Genomic DNA, 19,506 nt, shown 5'->3' with positions numbered 1-19,506 from the left:
TTAATATAAGAAAGTTGTATGCAGATAGGTGTGTCTTTTCTATCTTTAAGCCCGATGTCCCGCAATTTCTACAAACCTGGCAAGCCTCGCAGACCGAGCCACAAGCGCCCTGCGTCTGCACGCCCCGCATATTCCGTGCCCGCCCGCGAGGTGTTCGATGTCCGCATCGAGAAGATGGTGCAGGGCGGCAAGGGGATGGCGCGCCTGCCCGATGGCCGCGTGTGTTTTGTCGCGGGCGCGTTGCCTGGCGAATTCTGCAAGGTGGCGGTGACGTTTACGAAAAAGGATTTTGCTCGCGGGCATGTCGTGGAGCTCCTGGAAGGTGCAAATCCCGACCGCGTAGAAGCGCGCTGCCCGCTGTACGGCAAGTGCGGCGGGTGTAGTTTGCAGCACCTGGATAGCGCAAAGCAGGCGGAATACCTGGCGCAGGTCGAGCGCGAGAACTTCCGGCGCATCGCCCGCATCGATTTGCCCGAAGATTTCAAGGTGCATACGGGCCCCGCGTGGGGTTACCGCAACCGCGCGCGGGTCGTCGTGGTTTGCGACCAGGCCGGCGACAAGCCGATTGTGCGTTTCGGGTTCCGCAAGCAAGAAAGCAACAGCGTGGTGCTGTTCAAGAACTGCCCCGTATTGACTCCCGCGCTCAACGATTTTTTGCAGGGTCGCGCCCGCGAGATTTTTGCGGGCAAGTTCCGCCCCGGCCGCGAGATGGAGGTGAACCTCTTTGATAACGGCGCTGGCGAAATCTCGTACTATTACGAGGGAATGCCTGCCCGCGAGTTCAGCGAGAATGCGGCGAGCGTCGCCGAAATCTGCGGCAAGAAAATCGAGAGTGACGCTAGCGTGTTCTTCCAGAGCAATCTCGCGCTGTTGCCCGCGCTGGTACAGTCCGTGCGCGATGCCGTGGACGAGGGCCTGGCAAGCGGTGAAGCGAGCGACGAATGGCTTATCGATCTTTTTAGCGGGGTAGGTTTCTTTGCTGCCCTCTTGCAAGAAAAGTTCAAACGCGTCACGACCGTGGAACGCGAAGAAAAATGCCTGCAGCATGCGAAAGTTAATTTATCTGATACGTGTGAGTCGATTTCCGCCCCGGCCGAGGAATGGCTTGCGAGCAACGTGGTAAACATCCCCGCGACGCTCATCGTGGACCCGCCGCGCACGGGCCTCCCGAAAGAAGCCCTCGACGCCATAGCGGAATCCTCGGTGAACCGCCTGATTTACGTTTCGTGCGACCCTGTGACGCTCGCCCGCGATTACGCCAAGTTCGCCGCCGCGGGCTTTGCGCTCAAGCATGCCGAGGGGTTCGCGTTCTACCCGCAAACGCCTCACCTCGAAATGATGTTTGTGCTTTCGCGCTAAAGCTTGCATATCATATAAATTTGTGCGAAAGAAGGTCGGATTTTACCGCTTTTTTTTTATTGTTTCGCCTATTTTACATGCCTTATTGCTAACTTGAAACCGGAGACCGTATGAAAAAGTTAATTGCTGTTTTGTTGTTTTCTTTTGTTGCCGCCTTTGCCCAAAGCGAGGCCGCGGGCAAGAGCATGGGTATTGGTGGCTGGGCGCAAGCCGGCAATCCCGGTGAACGTTTTGGTCTGGATTTTGAACTGCGTCAGGGCGACCTGATTACGGTCGACATCTACCTGCACTTTTACTTTAGCAGCGGCGACAACTCGCTGGGCGGCTACGTGGGGTATTATTGGAACTACTATTTTGCCGGTGTCCCCGGTAAACTTGGACGCATGGGCGTGTATGGCGGTCCTGCCGGCGGTCTAGGCTGGTGGGGCGAGTCGTACAGCGGCTGGGATTATGGTGGACTTGCCATCCGCTTTGGCGTGGTGGGCGGCTACCAGTGGGAATTCCCTGTGATGCCTCTGCAGCTCTATTTGGAATTGAACCCTGTGGGTGAGTTCCACTACCTGTGGTGGGACGAAGACTATGTAGGCCATGACGATAGTGATGTGGAATGGGAGATTCCTGACTTTTACTTCCGCATAGGCCTGCGGTTCTGGTTTTAATTAACAAGGAAGGGTAAAATGAGAAAACTGACAAAAATCGCAGCTTTGACTGCACTCTCGCTGGTCTCGCTACTGGCGGGCTGCTCGAATCCGACTCCCGAGATCGTTTGCGGGCGAGAATGGAACCCGGGTTCCCAGATTGTGGCCGACACGTCGAGCACGTTCGACCTCACGGACCAGCTGATTATTCAGTTCAGCTACGGTACGGGTTTTGACTTCAATACCCTCAAGATGTCGTTCTATGAGGGAACCCTCAAAAACAGGGGCGCCGAAATTTGGAGTCACGAGGCCCGCGTGACCGACAAGATGAGCTCTTACACGCTGCAGGGCCGCACCAAGCATGGTCAGTACCTGACTGCCCGCGATATGACCAAGCACAAACACGCAGGGTCCATCGTGGTCGAAGTCTCTACGGGGGGCAAGGTTCTTGCCGCCAAGGAACTCCAGCTCACGACAATTAAGTAATTTTGGCCCAGTTGTTTTATTGGGAAACAGATGATGTATAAAAAGTTTTTGGCTGTGACCGGCTTTGCCTCCTTGATGCTTGCGGCTTGCGGAGAGTCCGAAGTGACCGTGAACTACAAGGTGGTGACACCCGTGGATTTGGAACTCTATACAGAGAGCTACTTTGCCACCCTGGACATGGAGGGCGAAGAAAAGATGGGGACCATTACCGCGGCGTATGTGGACTTGAACTATTCTACCGTTGGCGATACGATAGTTGTCAAGCGCAAGTACATCATCGACAAATCCCGCGGTTACCTCAAAAACTACATGCCCTCGGAACTGGCTTGGCGTGTGGCCGAGGTCGAGACCAAGGCGGTGGACCGCGAGGTCGTTTCGCTGACCGGCCTTGAAGACGGCTACGACACGCTTGTGGCGCACATCCCCATGCCCGAGCGCTGGCGTACCCAACTTTTGAATCCCGACTACAAGCCGCATCTCAGGCGCCTGGAAAAGCACCGCTGGGAGATGGACCACCTGCTTATTGGCAATGTGCCTACAAAGGCGAACGTGACCCAGATGCTCAAGGATCAGGGCCGTTTGAACTTCGCCTTGATTCAAATAGACTCCGTGGTGACCAAGGGATTCGAGAACCGTGACCATCGCCACTGCCTGGATTACATCATCTATTTGCACGAAAAGGAAAGCTTCCCGTACTACATTTGGGAACAGCATGTGAATAGCAACATCATTCCCGAAAAGTACAAGGCGTACAACATGGGGCTCAAGGCGGAGTACGATACCCAGTACGAGGTCATGCTTGAGCCCGAAACGGGCGTGCCCTGCCAGGAACGCGAGGTCAAGGTCGGAACGCATACGATGGTGCACCCCATTACCAAGGATACCGTCAAGTTCACAAGCCATATTTCGATTGAGCGCCTTTACAACTTGAAAGTCGCCGCCGAGACGCCTGCCGAGTAGGATTTTTGTAGTTTAACGATATGCGATATTCGGCTCCTTTGTCTTTGCTTTTTTCGGCTCTCGTTTTTGCGGGCTGTACCAGCCATCCGTCTCCGCAGCAGACGATGGTGGACGACCGCCACATGGTTTACACGGATACCTACAAGGCGTACAAAGAAGCCGAGGACAAGTACCTGAACCTGCTCTTTAACATCGAGCGCATGCCGGAGGAAGAAGAACTCTGGATTATGAAGCGTGACCAGATGATGGAACTGGTGCAGCTTCGCGAAATGATGCTGCAAGCTCGTGCCGACTTGGACAACGCCATGCAGGAGTGGGAAGCGCACTTGACCGAGGTCCAGGGTGAAATCAAGAAGAACAACCTAGTGAAACCGTTCAACCCGAACTTTACGGGCAAGGACGGACAGCGCTCCAGCCCGGGACAGTTATTGCCCGGCGAAGTCAACAGCAAAAAAAGGCGCTAGCTTACTGCCAAGAATTCACAAAACCCATGCCAATGGCGAACTTGATCCTCGTGGGGCAAATGCTCTCGGGGAGTAGCGGCAGGTCGATGGGGTGGAGTTTCCAGCCTCCGTGCAGTTCGTCGTCCTCGCCAATGCGGCTGAGCCCACGGGCGAACGTGAGCGAGATGTCGAGCGGGATGCTGTAGAAAATCTTGTTCGACATGCGGAAACTGATGCCCACGTCACGGTCCCAGAAACGGTGATCGGTGAATTTGTCGGTGTCGAACCACTTGCTGTTCCAGGCGGCGCCCACCTGGGCGAACACGTCAAAGTAGAATGCGCGTGTGCTAAAGATCCAGGCGGACTTGCGCCAGTCGTCGTAAATGGGGAACAGGTAGTGGAGTTCCGCCATGGCGGTCTTGGTGCCGGCGCGCGTGTAGTCTTCGCTGCTGCGCAGGTAGGGGTAGCCTTCAAGGAACACCGGGCTGTAGTAGTACGAGTCCAGCGTGTCTTCGGGGGCGTCGGTGTTCCAGCTCACAATGCCGCTCACCTTGCCGCCTGCGGCGAGGCGAGCCCCGGTGAACGGGCTCTGGATGCTGCCGTAAAGGTTCAAGCCGACTTCGTTGATGTTGAAGTTCCTGTACTTGGGCTTGATGGATCCGCTCTCGGTAATGTAGAAGCTCTCGGCGAAGGTGCCCGGACGGTAGAGGTCGCTGTTGGCGTACTGGTAATAGAGCAAGAGGCCGTTGCCCTGCCCGCTAATGCCGGTGCCCTCTTCGCCTTCATGGTCGCCGTAAAGGCCGAGGGCGACTAGCGCGCTGATCCTTTTTTGGTAGGTCCAGCTAAAGCTGTCTTCGTAGAGGTTGAAGTCGGCCCAGTCGTAACCGAGGGCGACCTGCAAGGTGTCGATGCTCTTGAAGATGCTGTAGCCCGCCGTGCCGATGATGGACTGCATGGGGATGGCGTAGTGGCTCATGCCCAGGCTGTCGCCGTTGTGGGCGCGCACATCCTCGTAGCGCACAGTGTCTTTGCTGGTGTAGTTCGCGTAGCTGTAAGAGAGTCCGAGGTCAATGGGTGTGCTGTGGTTTTCCCACGCGGCAAAGAATTCCTTTTCTTGCTCGGGATTGAGCCCGTCGCCGTTGATGAAGTCGATTCCCTTGCCCAGTTCCAGCAAGAGTCCCAGCTGCACCACGTTCTTTTTGAGCGGGTCGCTCAAGATGACGGCAAGCCCGGCTTTTGTTTTGAGTTCACCTTCGCCAAATACGGTGAGGTCCGGGGCGTTTTCGTTGAAGCTCAAGATGGGAACGAACATGGGGACGGTGGGGATGGGCCTGTAGTCTTTTTCGGCACCGGCGAATTCGCGCTCGGTGAGTTCCAGGGGCTTGTTTTCGCGCACGGGGAGGCTCCTGTGGAGGGTGATGACGTTGGCGGCCTCCTTGGCGTTAACCGTCCTGACAGTGTCTTGAATGTGGATGACGCTGTCCCTTGTAGCTACGGTCGGTGTCGGCACGCACTGGGCTGTAGAATCGGCGGTGCTGTCTTTGAGGGTCGAGTCGGGGCACACGCTCCAGGTGGTGTCGGCGACTTGGATGGTGCTGTCACGCGTGGTGATGCTCACGGTCGTGTCGCTTGTGGCGGGAACGGGAGCCTTGTAGCCCAGCTTGTACAGGGAAAACCCGTCCTTGTCGTACTGGGTAAAGTATATCGTGTCTTTGTCGACTGTTGGCGTGAACGCGCCGCCCAAAACATTGGTAAGGGGCTGCTCGACTCCGGTGCTCAGGCTCTTTTCGAACAGGTTGAATATGCCGTTCCGGTTGCTGGCGAAAACAATCTTGTCGTCGTCGATCCAGTTCACGTCGCGCTCGTCAAAGCCTTTGGTGCTCACGACTTTGAAGTTCTGCCCGTCGGCGTCAATCACCGCAATACCGCGCTGTTTGTCGTCAAAAAAGCCGAAAGCGATGCGCTTGCCGTTGGGGCTGAACTTGGGACTGTATATGTTGTAGTATCTAAAGGTCTTGTCGGGAACGTAGAGGTCAATGGGGTCCTCGGAAACGTATTCCGAAAAATCGGCGTTGAAGGGAACCTTGCTCAGTACAAAGCGGGTGCTGAAGGGCTCGCGGCGGGCGAACACGATGGTGGAGCCCTGCTTGTCGAAGGCAGGGTAGATGGCGTCGGCGAGGTAGGTGAGGGTGAGCTGGTTTTTGTTGGTGTCGCTCACGGCGATGTCAAAGTGCGCGTGGCCGTCTTTGTCGCGGTTCTGGTAACTCACGTAGGCGAGAATCGGTCCGCGTTCGGGCAAGTCGATTACGTCAATGCCCTTGTCGAACCAAGGCTTTTTGGCCTTGAAACCGCTCTTGGCGTATTCCGAAATGTCGATGGTGCTGTCGGTGTTGGCGCCCTCGATAGAAATATCACCGACCTTGACAGAAGTGCCCGTGGAATCGTTCTTGTCGGCGGAGTCCATTTTATCGCTGTTTGCGTTTACGGTGTCGGCTTCGATGGGCATCTTGAAAACGGAGCCGTCAAACCAGGGCCCGCCAAAGTTCGAAACGCCGTACAGGTGCTTGCCCGCGACCACGGGAAAATCCTGCCAGAAGGCGTCGGCGGTAATCTTGGTTCCCTGGACCAGTGTGCCGAGGGAGTCCTTTTGCGCCTTGTAGCCGGCGGTAATTTCCTTTTTCCATGCTTCGTAGAGTTCTTTTTCGCCAACCCGTAGTACTTTTTTGAGGGCGGCATCGAGGGTGACGCGGTGCGGGCGGGCCAGCTCGGACCAAATTTTGGGCACCGCGTTGTCTCCATAGTGCTTGGCGATGTATCGCACCAAGGCAAAGCCTTGGGTGTAGGGGCCCAGCTCCGCAAACAACGAGTTGTCTGAAAAGTCGTGCATGTACTCGAGCGGGAGCAGGCTATCGTTCAGGGCGGCGGTGCGCAGCAGCATGTCGCGGTGCGCGTCCCAGGCGTCAAAGCCCATGCGGCTCGATTCGTACTGGGCGGTACCCTCGGCAAACCACAGGGGTTGCAGGGTGAAGGGCACCATGGTGGCGAAGTCGCTGGTGGTGCGTTCGTTGTAGTAGTCGGTGTAGCTGACCTGGAAGCCGTAGAGACTTGGGACGAACTTGCTCCCGTTCTCGATACTCACCAGGTGGCTGAACTCGTGGGTCACCACGTCGCTCACCCAGCCGTGGCTGCTTCTCACTTTGAAATCCCAGTTGGTGAGCCACAGGTTGATGGCGTTCTCGCTGGGGACAGCGCTGCCATTGCTGTACAGGGCGTTGTTCAGGGTGGCGTTCACGCGGCCGGGCAGGTCGATGCGGTAGCGGCTCACCACCGAGTCGTAAACGGCTTCGGCATAGGCCGAGACCACGGCGGCGTGCTCCGTGTATTCTTGCGGATACATGAACTGGAAATGCTCGGTTCCGGCGGTTTTCCACTTGATGTCGCTTTGGTTACCATAAAAACCGGCGGCATGGGCGGCGCCCGCCATCAAAACTACCGAACAGAGCCAAGTCTTCCTGTATAAACGCATAATACCCATAAATTTAGGAATTTTAGGGATTTAAAAACAAGAAAGCCGCACGGTTCTGCCGTGCAGCTTGTGGGTTTGGTTATGAAAGGAGATTTGAAACATTGAGTCTCTTCCTTTTTTAAATTACGAACTTTGAATGGGAATGTCTGTGCGGAAAGTGAACTTAGAGACAAAACTGTATTAAATGTATTGGATTTGCGAAATTTGCCTATTTTTTGCGTATTTCGGGGCTTTTTTTTAGCTTTTTATTTAATTTTTATCCGTGCCCTTTTATTCAGAGACATATCACGACTCCACTCAGTACGCGCCCCGCAGCAGTGGCGACCCGGTCATGCTTCACTGGGAGAACATGCCGCTGCTCGACAAGCGGTATGCGGGTGCCAAGCGCTATGCCCTGAGTGAATCCAAGTGCCCGCTGCACGCTCCCGCCTTTGCCGACGGGCTTTGCTCGGTTGGGGTGTACTTGGTGGTTCGCGGTGGCGAAGTTCCCGACGGCGTCTACTTTTACGACCAGGATTCGCGCGAGCTGGTGAACATTGGCGGGAGGCCGATGATGGCGGCCATTGCCGCTGTGTTCCCCGAAAAAAATTTTGTGGAGCAGGCGAATATCCTTTATTTGTACACCGGCCTCATGGAACGGTCTGTGTGGCGCTTTAGGGAGTCCGCTTACCGCCAGGTGCAAATGGACGTGGGCGCCGCCTGCGCGAATACGATTCTCTTTGCCAAGTCGCAGGGCAAAAAAGTATTCCCTCTTGCCGGTTTTGTTGATGATGCGCTTGCCGTGGCGCTTGAACTCGGCCCGACTGAGCTCCCGCTGGCGGCGGTCGCGCTATTCCCGGAGAACAGCATGGTCGCCTTCAACTCCGTGGACGACGGCATGGGCGAATTCGCCTACTCCAACCGCAGCGAGAATATGGAACCGGGCCCCCGTTACCCGTCGCGCTTTATGTTGCAAAACCGGGGGGAGTGCATCAACGACCTCAACCGGTGCATCAAGGTGCGCCGTGTGGTGACCAAGCCTCTCTCGGGCGAGGAATTCCCTCTTACCCCGGCAAAGTACCCAGGCGATTTCTTTTTCCACGAGATATGGTTCCTGAAGTCGCCAGAACGTCGAGCCGTTCCCTTTGACCGCGCCACGATGGACATTGACGATTTTTCTTCGATGCTGCGCTGGCTCGAGGCCGGACCGATAAACGCCTTCGGGGCGGGGCTACTTAAAATATGGGTGGTCGTCTTTGACGTGATGTTCGTTTTTTCGGGTGCTTACCGCTACGTTCCGGTGCGCAAATCCATCTATATGCAGAGGCACGATGCGAACATCAAAAAGTTTGCCAAGTGTTTTGCCGACCCCGAGGCGGTCCAGAATGCCTCGTTCGCGGTCATTTTGACCTCAAATTTGGAAGAATCTTGCGGGATCCTTGGCGAAAGAGCGTATCGTTATCTAAATTTAAACGCAGGATTCTTACAGGAGTCTTTGGACCTTTCGGGTCGGTTGCTCCATAAGAATGTGCGTACAGAACATTTTGTGTTCCAAGACGACTTGAGGAAAGTCAGCGGGATACCAGAGAGCGAGCAAGTGATTTCTTGTTCCCTGGTGGGGAAGAACCTCCGCCTGCAGAGCGCCTCAAGGTAGAGTGAGGGGCGACGGTTCCGAAAAAGGATTTGTTGCTCCTTGCTACAACATTTTTTACGGGTTGTAGGTTTACGAATGTGAACCGAATTTTTTATTTTGAAAAGACAACCCGAAAGAGGTTGAAGGAGTCAAATATGTTCTTGAAAAAAACAGCAACGCTCATTGCCGCTTTTTCAGTGTCATGTATATTGACTGCGTGTGGCAGTTCGACCAAATCCGATGACACAGACCCGACCGACCAGTATACCGCGGTCGACACCTACGACGACCTGGGCTTGTGCGCCAAGTCGAATGACGGCGATTCCGTTTATGTAAAAGAAGAAAACAAGTACGTTTACTGCGCAGACGGATTTTGGGCTGAATTCACTGTCGAGGACAAGCAAGAGGGCGGTTCCGCATCTTCGGGCAAGTTGAACATTTATTTCCCCGCCGACGATACGCTCCGCACACTTTCCCAGTTGAGCTCCTGCACATACAGCTACGACAGCACTGTGGTGTTCATCGCCTCTCTCAACACGTACATGATTTGCCTTGACTACGAATGGATGGAATACAAGCCCAAGACTCCGTCGTCGTCCTCCTCGTCGTCGGCGGGTTCGTCGAAGGTCGACACCATCTCGACGATTTCCAAGATTACCTCGTACAAGTGCAATTCCTCTAGCGAGGGCAACTTGATTTACGTCGAGGACGACGAGATGACCTTGGTTTGTGAAGACGGGTCGTGGACTGAGCACGTGACTTGGGGTTCTTCTTCCAGTTCTTACCGCTATAGCTCTTCTTCTTATAAGAGGTCCTCGAGCTCTTCGCTCACTAGGGAAGATGTCCTTGGCGAATGCACTCCGACCAACGAGGGCGTTGTCAAAATGGATTCCTCGGACCTCATTGGTTATTCCAGTACCTACAACTATGTTTGCCGCTCGGGTCTGTGGATTGCAGCCTCCCAGCTGTACCTGGACACCTTGGGCTGGACTGCCGGTATGGACGGCACCTTGAAAGAGGGACTGTGGTCTGCTTACTCGTACAAGCCGTTCTCCGAGAACTGCCTTGCTTCCAATGTTTCGTATAGCCACAAGGTGTACATTTACGACGGGCACTGGCGCGCTGCCGACACCTTGTCGATTTGCTTCCAAAAAGGTTGTACTTCGGCCAAGACCGGAACCGTGAATACATGGAACGGCTACACCTACTCGTGCAACGGTACTAACTGGGTGCCCAAGACACTGTACAGCATGGGCAACAAAAAGTACTTTAATGCCGACGTGAGTTATGGTTCGCTTACAGACGAGCGTGACGGCAAGGTCTACAAAACGGTGACCATCGGCACCCAGACTTGGATGGCCGAGAATTTGAACTTTGCCGACTCCATCAAGGTGGAATCACTGCAGGGCGGCTACAGCCGTTGCTATGCAGTTTCTGCCGATACTACCTGTGACATTGGTGGTCGCTTCTATTACTGGAACGCTGCCATGAAGGTTTCTTCCACATACAACAGCAAGCGCTTGACTGCACCGCTTTTGGATACCATCAGCCACCAGGGATTGTGCCCCTCGGGTTGGCATGTCCCCGATACTACGGAATGGGGTGTGTTGAGAAAGTCCGTGAACAACGACGCTTCGCTTTTGAAGAGCGCCGGCGTCTGGCCCTTCTACCGCGATTCTGTGAAGGTGGCGACCAATACGACGGGTTTCTCGGCTGTTCCTGCCGGGTACGAAGCCGGTTCCGATGGCGGCTATTACGCCAATTTCTGCACGGCGACGCAGTATTCCTCGTATAGTGACGAAAGCTACGTGATTACCCTGAGCTATGGGACGAATTACATGTCCTTTAGGCGCGATGACAAGATCGACACCTGTAACCTGCGCTGCATAAAGAATACGGTGTCTGCGCCTGCGAGCAGTTCTTCTGTTCCGGCGAGTAGCGATTCTGCTCCGGAAAGCAGTACTTCTACCCCGGAAAGCGATTCTTCTACCCCGGAAAGCGATTCTTCTGCCCCGGAGAGTTCTTCATCTGCAACTGAGGACGTGGACGAATAAGGAGGAATTATGAAAAAGAGTATTCTTGCTATTGGTTGCATACTGATTGTCTCCTTTACCGCCCTTGTTGCTTGTAGTGATGACGAAAGTGTGCAGGAGAAAAAAATTGATGAGTACATGAAGTCCATTGACGACTTGGATTCTTTGGAATGTAACGAAGATCGCGATGGCATGATTGTCCATTTCTCGGAAACGGATACGCGCATGGTCTGTTACGAGGGCAAGTGGATTAAGTATTTTGAATGGAAGGCCGCCATGAGGGAAAAAGAAAAACCCGATGTGCTTGCCGACGACACCGTTTCGAACTACTCGAACCTGCCGACTTGCAACTATTCCCGCGATAAGGACGTGTATTACGTGAAGTCGCTGAATATTAACTTGATTTTCGTTGAGGAAGATGGAAAGTGGCTTGAATTCGCTTTGCAGTCGGTTCCCGATACGGTCAGCTCGATGTCGGCGCTCCCCGTTTGCCTTTCCTCGATTACCGGGGCTCGGGTCTACCTATCTTCCATGAAGAGTTGGGTGATTTGCTCCGAACACGAGTGGATTGAGTCGACTCTCTGGCTGCAAGCGTCCTCTTCATCTGGAGCCAAGTCCTCCTCGTCTTCTTCCCGTTACTCATCTTCGTCTTACTACAGTTCGTCTTCGATAAACATTCGTGAGGCCACCCTCGGTTATTGCACGGCGGCCCGCGATGGCGAACTTGCATACGATTCCAATGGGGTCATTGGCGATGCCAAACACGACTATTACGTGTGCGACGGCGATGACGAATATTGGTATGCGGCTTCGAATTCCGTGGCCGATACAATTGGCTGGAAGGCTTCTACCGATGGAACCTTTAAGCCGGGGGCGTTCAGCTATTCGAGCAGCAAGTATTCTGACTTGAGTACGTCCTGCGTGTTCAAGGGTGAAAGTGGCCAAGTCTACTATGTGTACGACGGAGACCATTGGCGCGAGGCGAAGTCCATGGAAGTCTGCATGCTTTACGCCTGTACCAAGAAGCGCGAAGGCGAAACTCGTGACATGAACGGCTACACATTTGTTTGTCGCTCGGGCATTTGGGGGCAAGATTCCCTTTATAAAGTTGGCAAAAAGGACTACTTTAGCAAAACGGCGACTTACGCCACCTTGACGGATGCCCGCGATAATAAGACCTACAAGACCGTTGATATTGGCGGACTTACCTGGATGGCGGAGGATTTGAATTACGCCGATACCACTGCTACTCCCAATCTCATTAGCGGGCATACCTGCTACGGTAATGTGGACTCCAATTGCGTTATTGGCGGCAGGAGCTACCGTTGGGCATCGGCCATGAACCTGTCTTCTACCTACAACTCGTCGTCTGTTCCGGATACCATGATTCACAAGCCGCACCAGGGCATTTGCCCCACAGGGTGGCATGTCCCGGATTCCACGGAATGGCGCAAACTCTATGTCGCCGCGGGCAATTCTGCCGTTGCCTTGAAGGCTTCCGGCGTTTGGCCGTATTCGAGTTCTGTCGCGGCGCCGTCAAATGCGACGGGCTTTACGGCCCTCCCTTCGGGTTACGCGTACGGTTCCTATAGTTATTCTGGTAATCTTGCCGCTAGGTATTGCAGTGCGCATTCGTATTCGGCGAGCTATGCCTGGATTTACACCATGACTTATTCGAGCAATTACTTGACAGGCGATGATTACCGCAAGTCGGATGGATGCCACTTGCGGTGCGTGAAGGATCTTTAATACACCCCAAACAAAGGCAGGTCTTAATGGGCCTGCCTTTTCTTTTTATAGGAAGAACGGAACGATGAACGGGGCGACGAGGGCGGTAAATATACCGGCGACGCCAATAGAAAGACTACTCATGGCGCCCTGGACTTCGCCCATTTCCATGGCCCGGCTGGTGCCGAGGGCGTGACTCGCTGTCCCGGTGGCGACGCCCTGCGCAACAGGATTCTTGATTTTAAAGAACTTGCAAACCATGGGGGCAGTGACGGCTCCCGTGATTCCCGTAATGGTAATCGCGATGATGGTGAGGGACGAAACGCCCCCGATTTGCGTTGACAGTACGGAGCCCATCGGGATGGTGATGGACTTGGGCACCAGGGATAGCATCAGGGTCGTGCTCAATCCCGCCAGCTTGCTGCAACCGATAACACAAAGTACCGAAGTGATGCTCCCGACAAAAATCCCGGTGAGGATGGGGAGCCAGTATTTTTTTAGGTTCTGTATTTGCTTGTAGAGCGGGACTGCGAGCACGACGGTCACAGGCCCGAGAAAAAACGAAATGTAGTCGCCGCCGAGGTTGTAAGTTTCAAGGCTCACTCCGGTAATGCTGAGAAAACCGATGATGAGGACGTTTGCAATGAGGAGCGGGTTCAAAAGAGAGTTCTGCCACTTTTTGCGGATGGCGACACCTATTTCGAAGGCGATGAGCGAAAGGAGGATTCCAAAGAGAGGCGTTTGCATTATTTGCCCTCCTTGTTCTTGCTCAAAAGTTGCACGGTCCAGCCGGTCACCGCCATGGTGACGATGGTGAGCGCTATACAGAGGATCAACAGCAGGGGCCACTGGCTCAAGACCTCGTCGCCAGCGGCCATGATACCGATGCTGGGCGGCAAAAAGAAGAACGCCAGCCGTTTTAAAAAGAAGTCGCTCACGTCCTTGATCTGGTCGACTTTGACAATTTTAAGACAAAGTAACAAAAGGAGGATGATCATCCCAAGGATGTTGCCTGGGACGGGGACGCCTGCATGGGTGTGCAAAATGTCGCCCACAAGGCAGATTCCAAAAATAATGGCTAGTTGCTGTAAAACTCGCATTCCACTGCCAAATTTAGAAAAAGAGCATATAGGCCGAAAAAGCCGAGACTTTTCTTTGAGCTTTCGTCTTTTGCTTTTTGTCCTTTCTATCTTTTTCGCCATGAAGATTGTATTTATGGGAACGCCGGAATTTGCGGCGCATTTTTTGGAACACCTCATTGCGTGTCCCGATAAGGAAGTCCTTGCTGTTGTTACCCAACCCGACAGACCCGCGGGCAGGGGACGCGTGCTCACGCCGCCGCCGGTGAAGGTGACCGCCCTCAATCACAATTTGCCTGTGTTGCAACCGCTCGATTTGAAGGCTCCCGAATTTGAAGAAGACCTCCGCAAGTATAATGCCGATTTGTTTGTGGTGGTGGCGTATTCCATTTTGCCCAAGAACATCTTGGGCGTGGCGAAGTTCGGTGCCGTTAACGTTCACGGAAGCCTGCTCCCCAAGTACCGCGGTGCCGCCCCGGTGCAGCGTGCCATTGCCGACGGCCTTAAAGAAACGGGAGTGACGGTTTTTCGCCTCGACGAAAAGATGGACCATGGCCCGATTCTTGCGCAGCGTACTGTTGAGATTGCCCATCAAGATACAACGGTAAGCCTGCTCGACAAGATGGTTGCTCCTGGCACAGAAGCCTTGGACGACGCCATTGCCCAGCTTGAGAACGGTTGCGAAAAAGATTTGACCCAGGATCATGCCCAGGCTTCTGGAGCGCCCAAGCTCAAGAAAGAAGAAGGCAATATTGACTTCAACATGCCGGCGCAAGTGATTCACGACCGCATCCGCGCGTTCAATCCCTGGCCGGGCGGCTATTCCAAGTTCGGCGGTCGCACGGTTTACCTGCGCAAAACCGACGTGGTTGGGGTGGGCGATTGCAAGTTGGCGTCGGGCGTTTCGGCGAACCTCCCTGTTGGTGCGGTTGCCTTCAAAGAGAATCGATTCTTTGTCGGCACGGGCGATGGTATTTTGGAGGTGGTTGAAATACAGGCCGAGGGTAAAAAGTCCATGCCTGTGGCCGATTTTATGCGTGGTATCCAAAAACGCGAGGGACTTGTATTTTGCTGACGGAACGAGAAGAAGCATACCGTGTGTTGTTGCTGTGGCTAAAGGAAGACGCTTTTATTAAAGAAAGCGGGCTTTCGCCGTTTGCGATGGAACTTGCCTTGGGTGTATGCCGCAGGCACTTGTACTTGGAGTACTTTATCAAGACGCTCACCAAAAAGATGCCCGCGCTGGAAGTGCGCGTGATTTTGGAGATGGGACTATTCCAGATGTTCTTTATGGATGTGCCGGACCACGCCGCCATCAACACGAGTGTCGAGATGGCGAAAGCGGCGAATTTGGGAGACGGCGCCGCCCGTCTCACAAATGCCGTGCTGCGGGCAGCCCGGCGGTCCGGCGAACCTGCTCTTCCTCCACAGCGAGTTCGTCGCATCAGCATAGAGAATTCTGTGCCCGAGTGGATTGTGCGCCGTTGGTTCGACGTGTACGGCGGTGACCGTGCCGAAGCCTTGGCGAAGTCGACTTTGGAACGCCCTGTGGAATGGATCCGCGTGAACCTGCAAAAGACCTCGGCTCCGGTGCTGGCGCAAAAGCTAGGTATTACGGGCGCTTCGATTCTTTATGACAGGTTTATTGAACTCCCGCGGGATGTGGGCGTCAAGTTGCTTTTGGCGACCCCAGAATTTGTGAAGGGCGAGTTCAGTTTCCAGAATCCTTCGGCATTCGAGGTCGTTAAACTTTTGAATCTTAAACCGGGCTTAAAAGTTTGGGATGTCTGTGCTGCCCCTGGCGGAAAATCAGCCCTCATGGCCGAGATGGACCGTTCCCTCGAAATCACGGCGACGGACTCCTCTGAAGCGCGTCTCGAAAAAATGCAGGATCTGGTAGACCGCCTTGAACTCAAGAATGTAAAGATGGAAAGGCCGTTGTCGGTTACGGGCAAGTTCGACCGCATTCTCCTGGATGTCCCCTGCAGCAACATGGGCGTGCTGGCGCGTCGCCCCGAGGCTGTGTACCGTGTGACTCCGGAATCGTTCAAGGAACTTACCGAGTTGCAGTATAGCATCCTCGAAAAGTCCTATACAGCCCTTGCCGATGGCGGTCGCATTGTATACGCCACCTGTAGCCCCGACCCGCAAGAGACGACTCAGGTTATCAACCGCTTTGTCAAGGCGCATCCCGAATTCGAAAAGGTGGAAACGCCTGTGCTTCCCGGAAACGGCGACCCCCGCCTGGACAGATTCTTTGCCCAGGCACTGGAGCGTAAAAAATGAAGATCCTAAAGTTTATGCTCGCCTTAGCGCTTTCGTGCATGGCCGCGTATGCGGAACCGGCGGATTCTGCCTTCTCGCATTTGTACGTGGGTATTGAGGGTGGTGAAATATACCCCTTTGGTGATTTGATTGATGCGGTCGATAACACCTTTTTTGGGGGTGTCGGTGTCCGTTACACTTATTGGGAAGATTTCGACGGCTTTATCCAGTTCAATTACTCCTATTTTATGCCAATTGCCGATTCGGTGAATATTTATGGGGTGCACCAGTTTAGCGGGCGCTTTGGCCTGGATTGGCGCTGGAGTAAAATTCGCCCGTTGGCCATTGGAGCGGGTTTTATATGCAACTGGGCGCGAGCCGATTACGACGATGAAAACAGCGACCTGGCTTTTTCGGAACCAGGGGGAACCTTGACCGATAACGAGACGGAGTTCGGGTGGTTTGCTCGCTTGAATCTCCCTTGTTGGCATAAGGGTAATTTCTATGCGGGCCTGGATATCTTATGGGAAGAGTTGTGGACGTTGCCCAAACGTTCCAACATGCTCTCGGTGGGGGTCTACCTTGAGAGGAGGATTTGGTGATGAAATTCTCTTTTAAAGGCTGCGTTATTCCGCTGGTCGCCTTGTGTGTGTCCCTGGCCTCTGCCGCAGTGAATGCGGAGATGGAAGGCATGGAAGCCGTTTCCCGCGATGACGGGACTTTTTTGGTGGGCGGTCCGACCTACATTTATGACCGCATTCTCGGTGCGGGCGGCATTCATTCCGAGAGTGAACTCTGGACTCCTCAAAAATTGCGTCAACGCCTTTTGTTCAACCGGATGTCTATTTTGCCAAGCTGGGATCCCTACGAGCCTTCTATTTGGCTCAAGACGGGTAATGAACTGGGGGATTTAATTTACCAGGATTTTATCACGACCAAAGAACGTCCGGAGAACCGTACGCCCATTTTGGATGGAGGCTTTAGGACTCCAGCAATCAAGGGCTTTTGGGCAACCGGTCGCGCTTTTCAGGATGATCATTATTCAATGGGAAACGCAAGCTACCGCCGTCCATGGGTAGAGGACGATTTCTCGTTTTTTGGAGAGAACAGGCCCCTGTTCAGCACCATGTACGGCGGCTTGGGCTATACCAGCGATCTTGTCAATGCGTCCGTATTGGTGGGCGAAGAACACATTTGGCTCTTTAGTGAGAGCAGCCGTTGGATTCCCGTCCACTACAAGCCCCGTGTGGAAGCCCGTGCCGACATTGGCAACGTGATGGCTTCTGTGGTGTACGAGAATGCGGAGTATCAGAATTTTGCGAAAAAAGAAAAGGGTGCGAGAAAGGAACTCGATGGTTCCGTGCATTACCAATGCGGCAGGGCGTGCCGTAGCGGAATGTTCCAGGCTTCGGCGGGCATGGCGTTTCGTGCCGTATATGATTCGGGCAAGGTTTACACCGCCCTCGACGAGGAATTTGTCGCCTGGCCGTTCATGGAACTGCGCGTGCAACCGCATAAGCGTGTGACTGCCGACGTGATGTTTGGGATCAACGACGATGACTGGCTTGTGCAAGACAGCCTTGAGTTCCGGGCTCCTGCGCCGGAGTTCTCGGGTGTAGTTGTCGGTGTAAAGAACATTGCAGGCTCGCGAATGAATCCTTTGGCCGACGACAGGGAATTTTTTGATGGCAAGACCATCAGGCTTTCGGCGGATGGCCACATGAATTTGATTCAGGGCTATGCCGTGTTCTCGGATACCGCCGGGAATGTGGGCTTTGGCGGTCGCGCCAGTTTTTGGACCGAGTACGGGGCCGAAACGTTCGACACGACGGCAACCGTAGAAGAAGAGAATGCCATTTACCGTTATGGAAACGTCTCCCGTATTAACGACTGGATCAAGGGTATAACGGGGGAACTTTGGCTTGGCCTATGGTACGAGGACATGTTCAACTTCAAGGCTCTGGGAGGCTTTGAACGCATCGATGGCGATACGTTCCGTTTTGAAGTGACCCCTGCGGAGTTCTTTGTGGCTTTTACCGCCGATTGGCTATTGCGCAAGTCGTTCCGCATATCGCATTCCCTGCGTTATCGTAGCGATGCCGAGTGGAACCTGCGCGGCAGGGACCCGATGGTGGTCAAGGGGGACTGGTACTGGGACGCCACGTTTGAACAGATGTTCCCCAAACAGGGGCTCTATTTGACGGGAACGCTTTTGCACGTGCTGGCTGACGAAGTTATCCAGACTCCAAACGGGAGCGAGGACCGTCTTCGCTTTGTATGTACCGTCAAAAAGACGTTCTAGTCTTTTTGGACCAGCTTTAACGCTTTTAAACTGAAACTGTTCGCGAAGGTCTCCATGGACTTCGACTTTGGAATCCACTGGATCGCATTGGCTGCTTGGGCAGTGTGGGCGGCGCGGGCCCTTAGGGTAACGTGCAGCACGTCGCATTCGATTTTGTGTGTCGTGATGCTGTGGCGGAACTTGCCGCAGGGCTTCAATGAATTTATGTCGTCGTCAGGGATGAGCTTTTCCGCCTCGGCGCTCAGGCCTACGGTGGCGTTGCGCGGAGATTCAAAGTGGGGGAGCGAAAGCTGCCCTTTAAAGAACTTACACCCCGCGATCACGCCGAGAATCTTGTGGTCGGCGGATTCCACGACGAGTACGGTGCCGTGCCATTCTTGCTGGGTGCGTTTTTTTGCGGGCGGGAACGCTGCGCAGCAGTCGTCGCTGTGGGCACGGCAGGCGGTTGCCAAGGGGCACTTGTCGCAAAGTGGATTACGGACCTTGCAAATGGTGCGTCCCAGCTCCATCAGGGCCTCGTTGTGCAGGTAGGCCTTGGAACCGCGGGCGACATCGCGGGCTTGTTCCCAGTAGATCTCGGCGGCTTTTTTGTTTTCGGTAGGTAAAAATGACAGCTTGTAGAGCCTACTGAATATACGGACAAGATTCCCGTCCAAAATGGCTTCGCGCTGGTGGTAGGCGAGGCTCAATATGGCCCCCGCCGTGTAGGCGCCAATGCCCGGGAGCTTTTCGAGGGCATCCCTTGTTTCGGGAAACTTGCCGCCACTGCCGGCAATGATTTTTGCGGTCTTTAAAATGTTTTTTGCACGGCTGTAGTAGCCTAGCCCCTGCCAATATCGGAATACTTCGTCCTCGGTTGCGCTGGCGAGCTTGTTCACGTTTGGGAAGTGTTTCATCCAACGTACGTAATAGTCACGTACTGTCGAGACCTGCGTTTGTTGCAGCATGGTCTCGCTAATCCAGACAGCGTAAGGATCACGGGGGGCGTTCAGGTCGTCCAAACGCCACGGGAGTTCCGCAGCGTTCTTGGTAAACCATGTTCGCAATTTTTTTAGCACATCGCCTTGCATGGTGC

The 19,506-nt window shown here is 54.2% G+C and carries 16 protein-coding genes; 12 read left to right on the top strand and 4 right to left on the bottom strand.

Going from position 1 to position 19,506, the window contains the following annotated elements:
- Window positions 1-54 precede the first annotated feature (54 nt).
- From BUB55_RS01670 to BUB55_RS01650, 5 genes are all read left to right on the top strand, one after another.
- Complete coding sequence (locus tag BUB55_RS01670; protein WP_083596815.1) at window positions 55-1,359, top strand: class I SAM-dependent RNA methyltransferase; 1,305 nt, start codon at window positions 55-57, stop codon at window positions 1,357-1,359.
- A 110-nt stretch (window positions 1,360-1,469) separates the two neighbouring features.
- Entirely contained in the window at window positions 1,470-2,018 is a 549-nt protein-coding gene (locus BUB55_RS01665) for a hypothetical protein (protein WP_143152847.1), read from the top strand.
- An 18-nt stretch (window positions 2,019-2,036) separates the two neighbouring features.
- Window positions 2,037-2,483, top strand: a complete 447-nt coding sequence (locus BUB55_RS01660; RefSeq protein ID WP_073187608.1) for a hypothetical protein — start codon at window positions 2,037-2,039, stop codon at window positions 2,481-2,483.
- A 30-nt stretch (window positions 2,484-2,513) separates the two neighbouring features.
- A complete protein-coding gene (locus tag BUB55_RS01655; protein ID WP_073187607.1) occupies window positions 2,514-3,443 on the top strand; it encodes a hypothetical protein in 930 nt (309 codons plus the stop codon).
- A gap of 38 nt (window positions 3,444-3,481) precedes the next feature.
- Window positions 3,482-3,907: a hypothetical protein gene (locus tag BUB55_RS01650; RefSeq protein WP_143152846.1), complete on the top strand. Its 426-nt coding sequence runs from the start codon at window positions 3,482-3,484 to the stop codon at window positions 3,905-3,907.
- Between the two features lies 1 nt (window position 3,908).
- Here the strand turns inward: BUB55_RS01650 and BUB55_RS01645 are convergent, their stop codons facing one another.
- Complete coding sequence (locus BUB55_RS01645) at window positions 3,909-7,412, bottom strand: TolB family protein (protein ID WP_143152845.1); 3,504 nt, start codon at window positions 7,410-7,412, stop codon at window positions 3,909-3,911.
- Between the two features lie 262 nt (window positions 7,413-7,674).
- On the opposite strand from BUB55_RS01645, the gene BUB55_RS01640 reads away from it, so the two are divergent.
- From BUB55_RS01640 to BUB55_RS01630, 3 genes are all read left to right on the top strand, one after another.
- The gene (locus tag BUB55_RS01640; RefSeq protein WP_073187604.1) at window positions 7,675-9,045 is read left to right on the top strand and encodes a nitroreductase family protein; all 1,371 of its coding nucleotides are present in this window, start codon (window positions 7,675-7,677) and stop codon (window positions 9,043-9,045) included.
- A 134-nt stretch (window positions 9,046-9,179) separates the two neighbouring features.
- Entirely contained in the window at window positions 9,180-11,078 is a 1,899-nt protein-coding gene (locus BUB55_RS01635) for an FISUMP domain-containing protein (protein ID WP_073187603.1), read from the top strand.
- Between the two features lie 9 nt (window positions 11,079-11,087).
- Window positions 11,088-12,806, top strand: coding sequence for an FISUMP domain-containing protein (locus tag BUB55_RS01630; protein ID WP_073187602.1), 1,719 nt, complete (start codon window positions 11,088-11,090; stop codon window positions 12,804-12,806).
- Between the two features lie 45 nt (window positions 12,807-12,851).
- Here the strand turns inward: BUB55_RS01630 and BUB55_RS01625 are convergent, their stop codons facing one another.
- Both BUB55_RS01625 and BUB55_RS01620 read right to left on the bottom strand, forming a co-directional pair.
- Complete coding sequence (locus BUB55_RS01625; protein ID WP_073187600.1) at window positions 12,852-13,532, bottom strand: LrgB family protein; 681 nt, start codon at window positions 13,530-13,532, stop codon at window positions 12,852-12,854.
- Window positions 13,532-13,885, bottom strand: a complete 354-nt coding sequence (locus BUB55_RS01620) for a CidA/LrgA family protein (RefSeq protein WP_073187598.1) — start codon at window positions 13,883-13,885, stop codon at window positions 13,532-13,534. The genes BUB55_RS01625 and BUB55_RS01620 overlap by 1 nt, the downstream gene beginning before the upstream one ends.
- A 100-nt stretch (window positions 13,886-13,985) precedes the next feature.
- Between BUB55_RS01620 and fmt the strand changes: the two genes are divergently transcribed.
- From fmt to BUB55_RS01600, 4 genes are read left to right on the top strand one after another with little or no spacing between them, the layout of a single operon-like run.
- A complete protein-coding gene (gene fmt, locus BUB55_RS01615; protein ID WP_073187743.1) occupies window positions 13,986-14,939 on the top strand; it encodes a methionyl-tRNA formyltransferase in 954 nt (317 codons plus the stop codon).
- Entirely contained in the window at window positions 14,933-16,150 is a 1,218-nt protein-coding gene (locus tag BUB55_RS01610) for a transcription antitermination factor NusB (RefSeq protein WP_073187596.1), read from the top strand. The genes fmt and BUB55_RS01610 overlap by 7 nt, the downstream gene beginning before the upstream one ends.
- On the top strand, window positions 16,147-16,731 hold the full coding sequence (locus BUB55_RS01605) for a hypothetical protein (protein ID WP_073187594.1): 585 nt from the start codon (window positions 16,147-16,149) through the stop codon (window positions 16,729-16,731). Before BUB55_RS01610 ends, BUB55_RS01605 begins: the two co-directional genes overlap by 4 nt.
- Window positions 16,731-18,431: a hypothetical protein gene (locus tag BUB55_RS01600; RefSeq protein WP_234971760.1), complete on the top strand. Its 1,701-nt coding sequence runs from the start codon at window positions 16,731-16,733 to the stop codon at window positions 18,429-18,431. Before BUB55_RS01605 ends, BUB55_RS01600 begins: the two co-directional genes overlap by 1 nt.
- Here BUB55_RS01600 and BUB55_RS01595 read toward each other — a convergent pair.
- Entirely contained in the window at window positions 18,428-19,489 is a 1,062-nt protein-coding gene (locus BUB55_RS01595; RefSeq protein WP_234971755.1) for an A/G-specific adenine glycosylase, read from the bottom strand. The genes BUB55_RS01600 and BUB55_RS01595 overlap by 4 nt on opposite strands.
- Window positions 19,490-19,506 lie beyond the last annotated feature (17 nt).

This window comes from Fibrobacter sp. UWP2 (assembly GCF_900141705.1).
Taxonomy (GTDB): Bacteria; Fibrobacterota; Fibrobacteria; order Fibrobacterales; family Fibrobacteraceae; genus Fibrobacter.
This window is presented reverse-complemented; position numbering and strand designations above follow the sequence as displayed.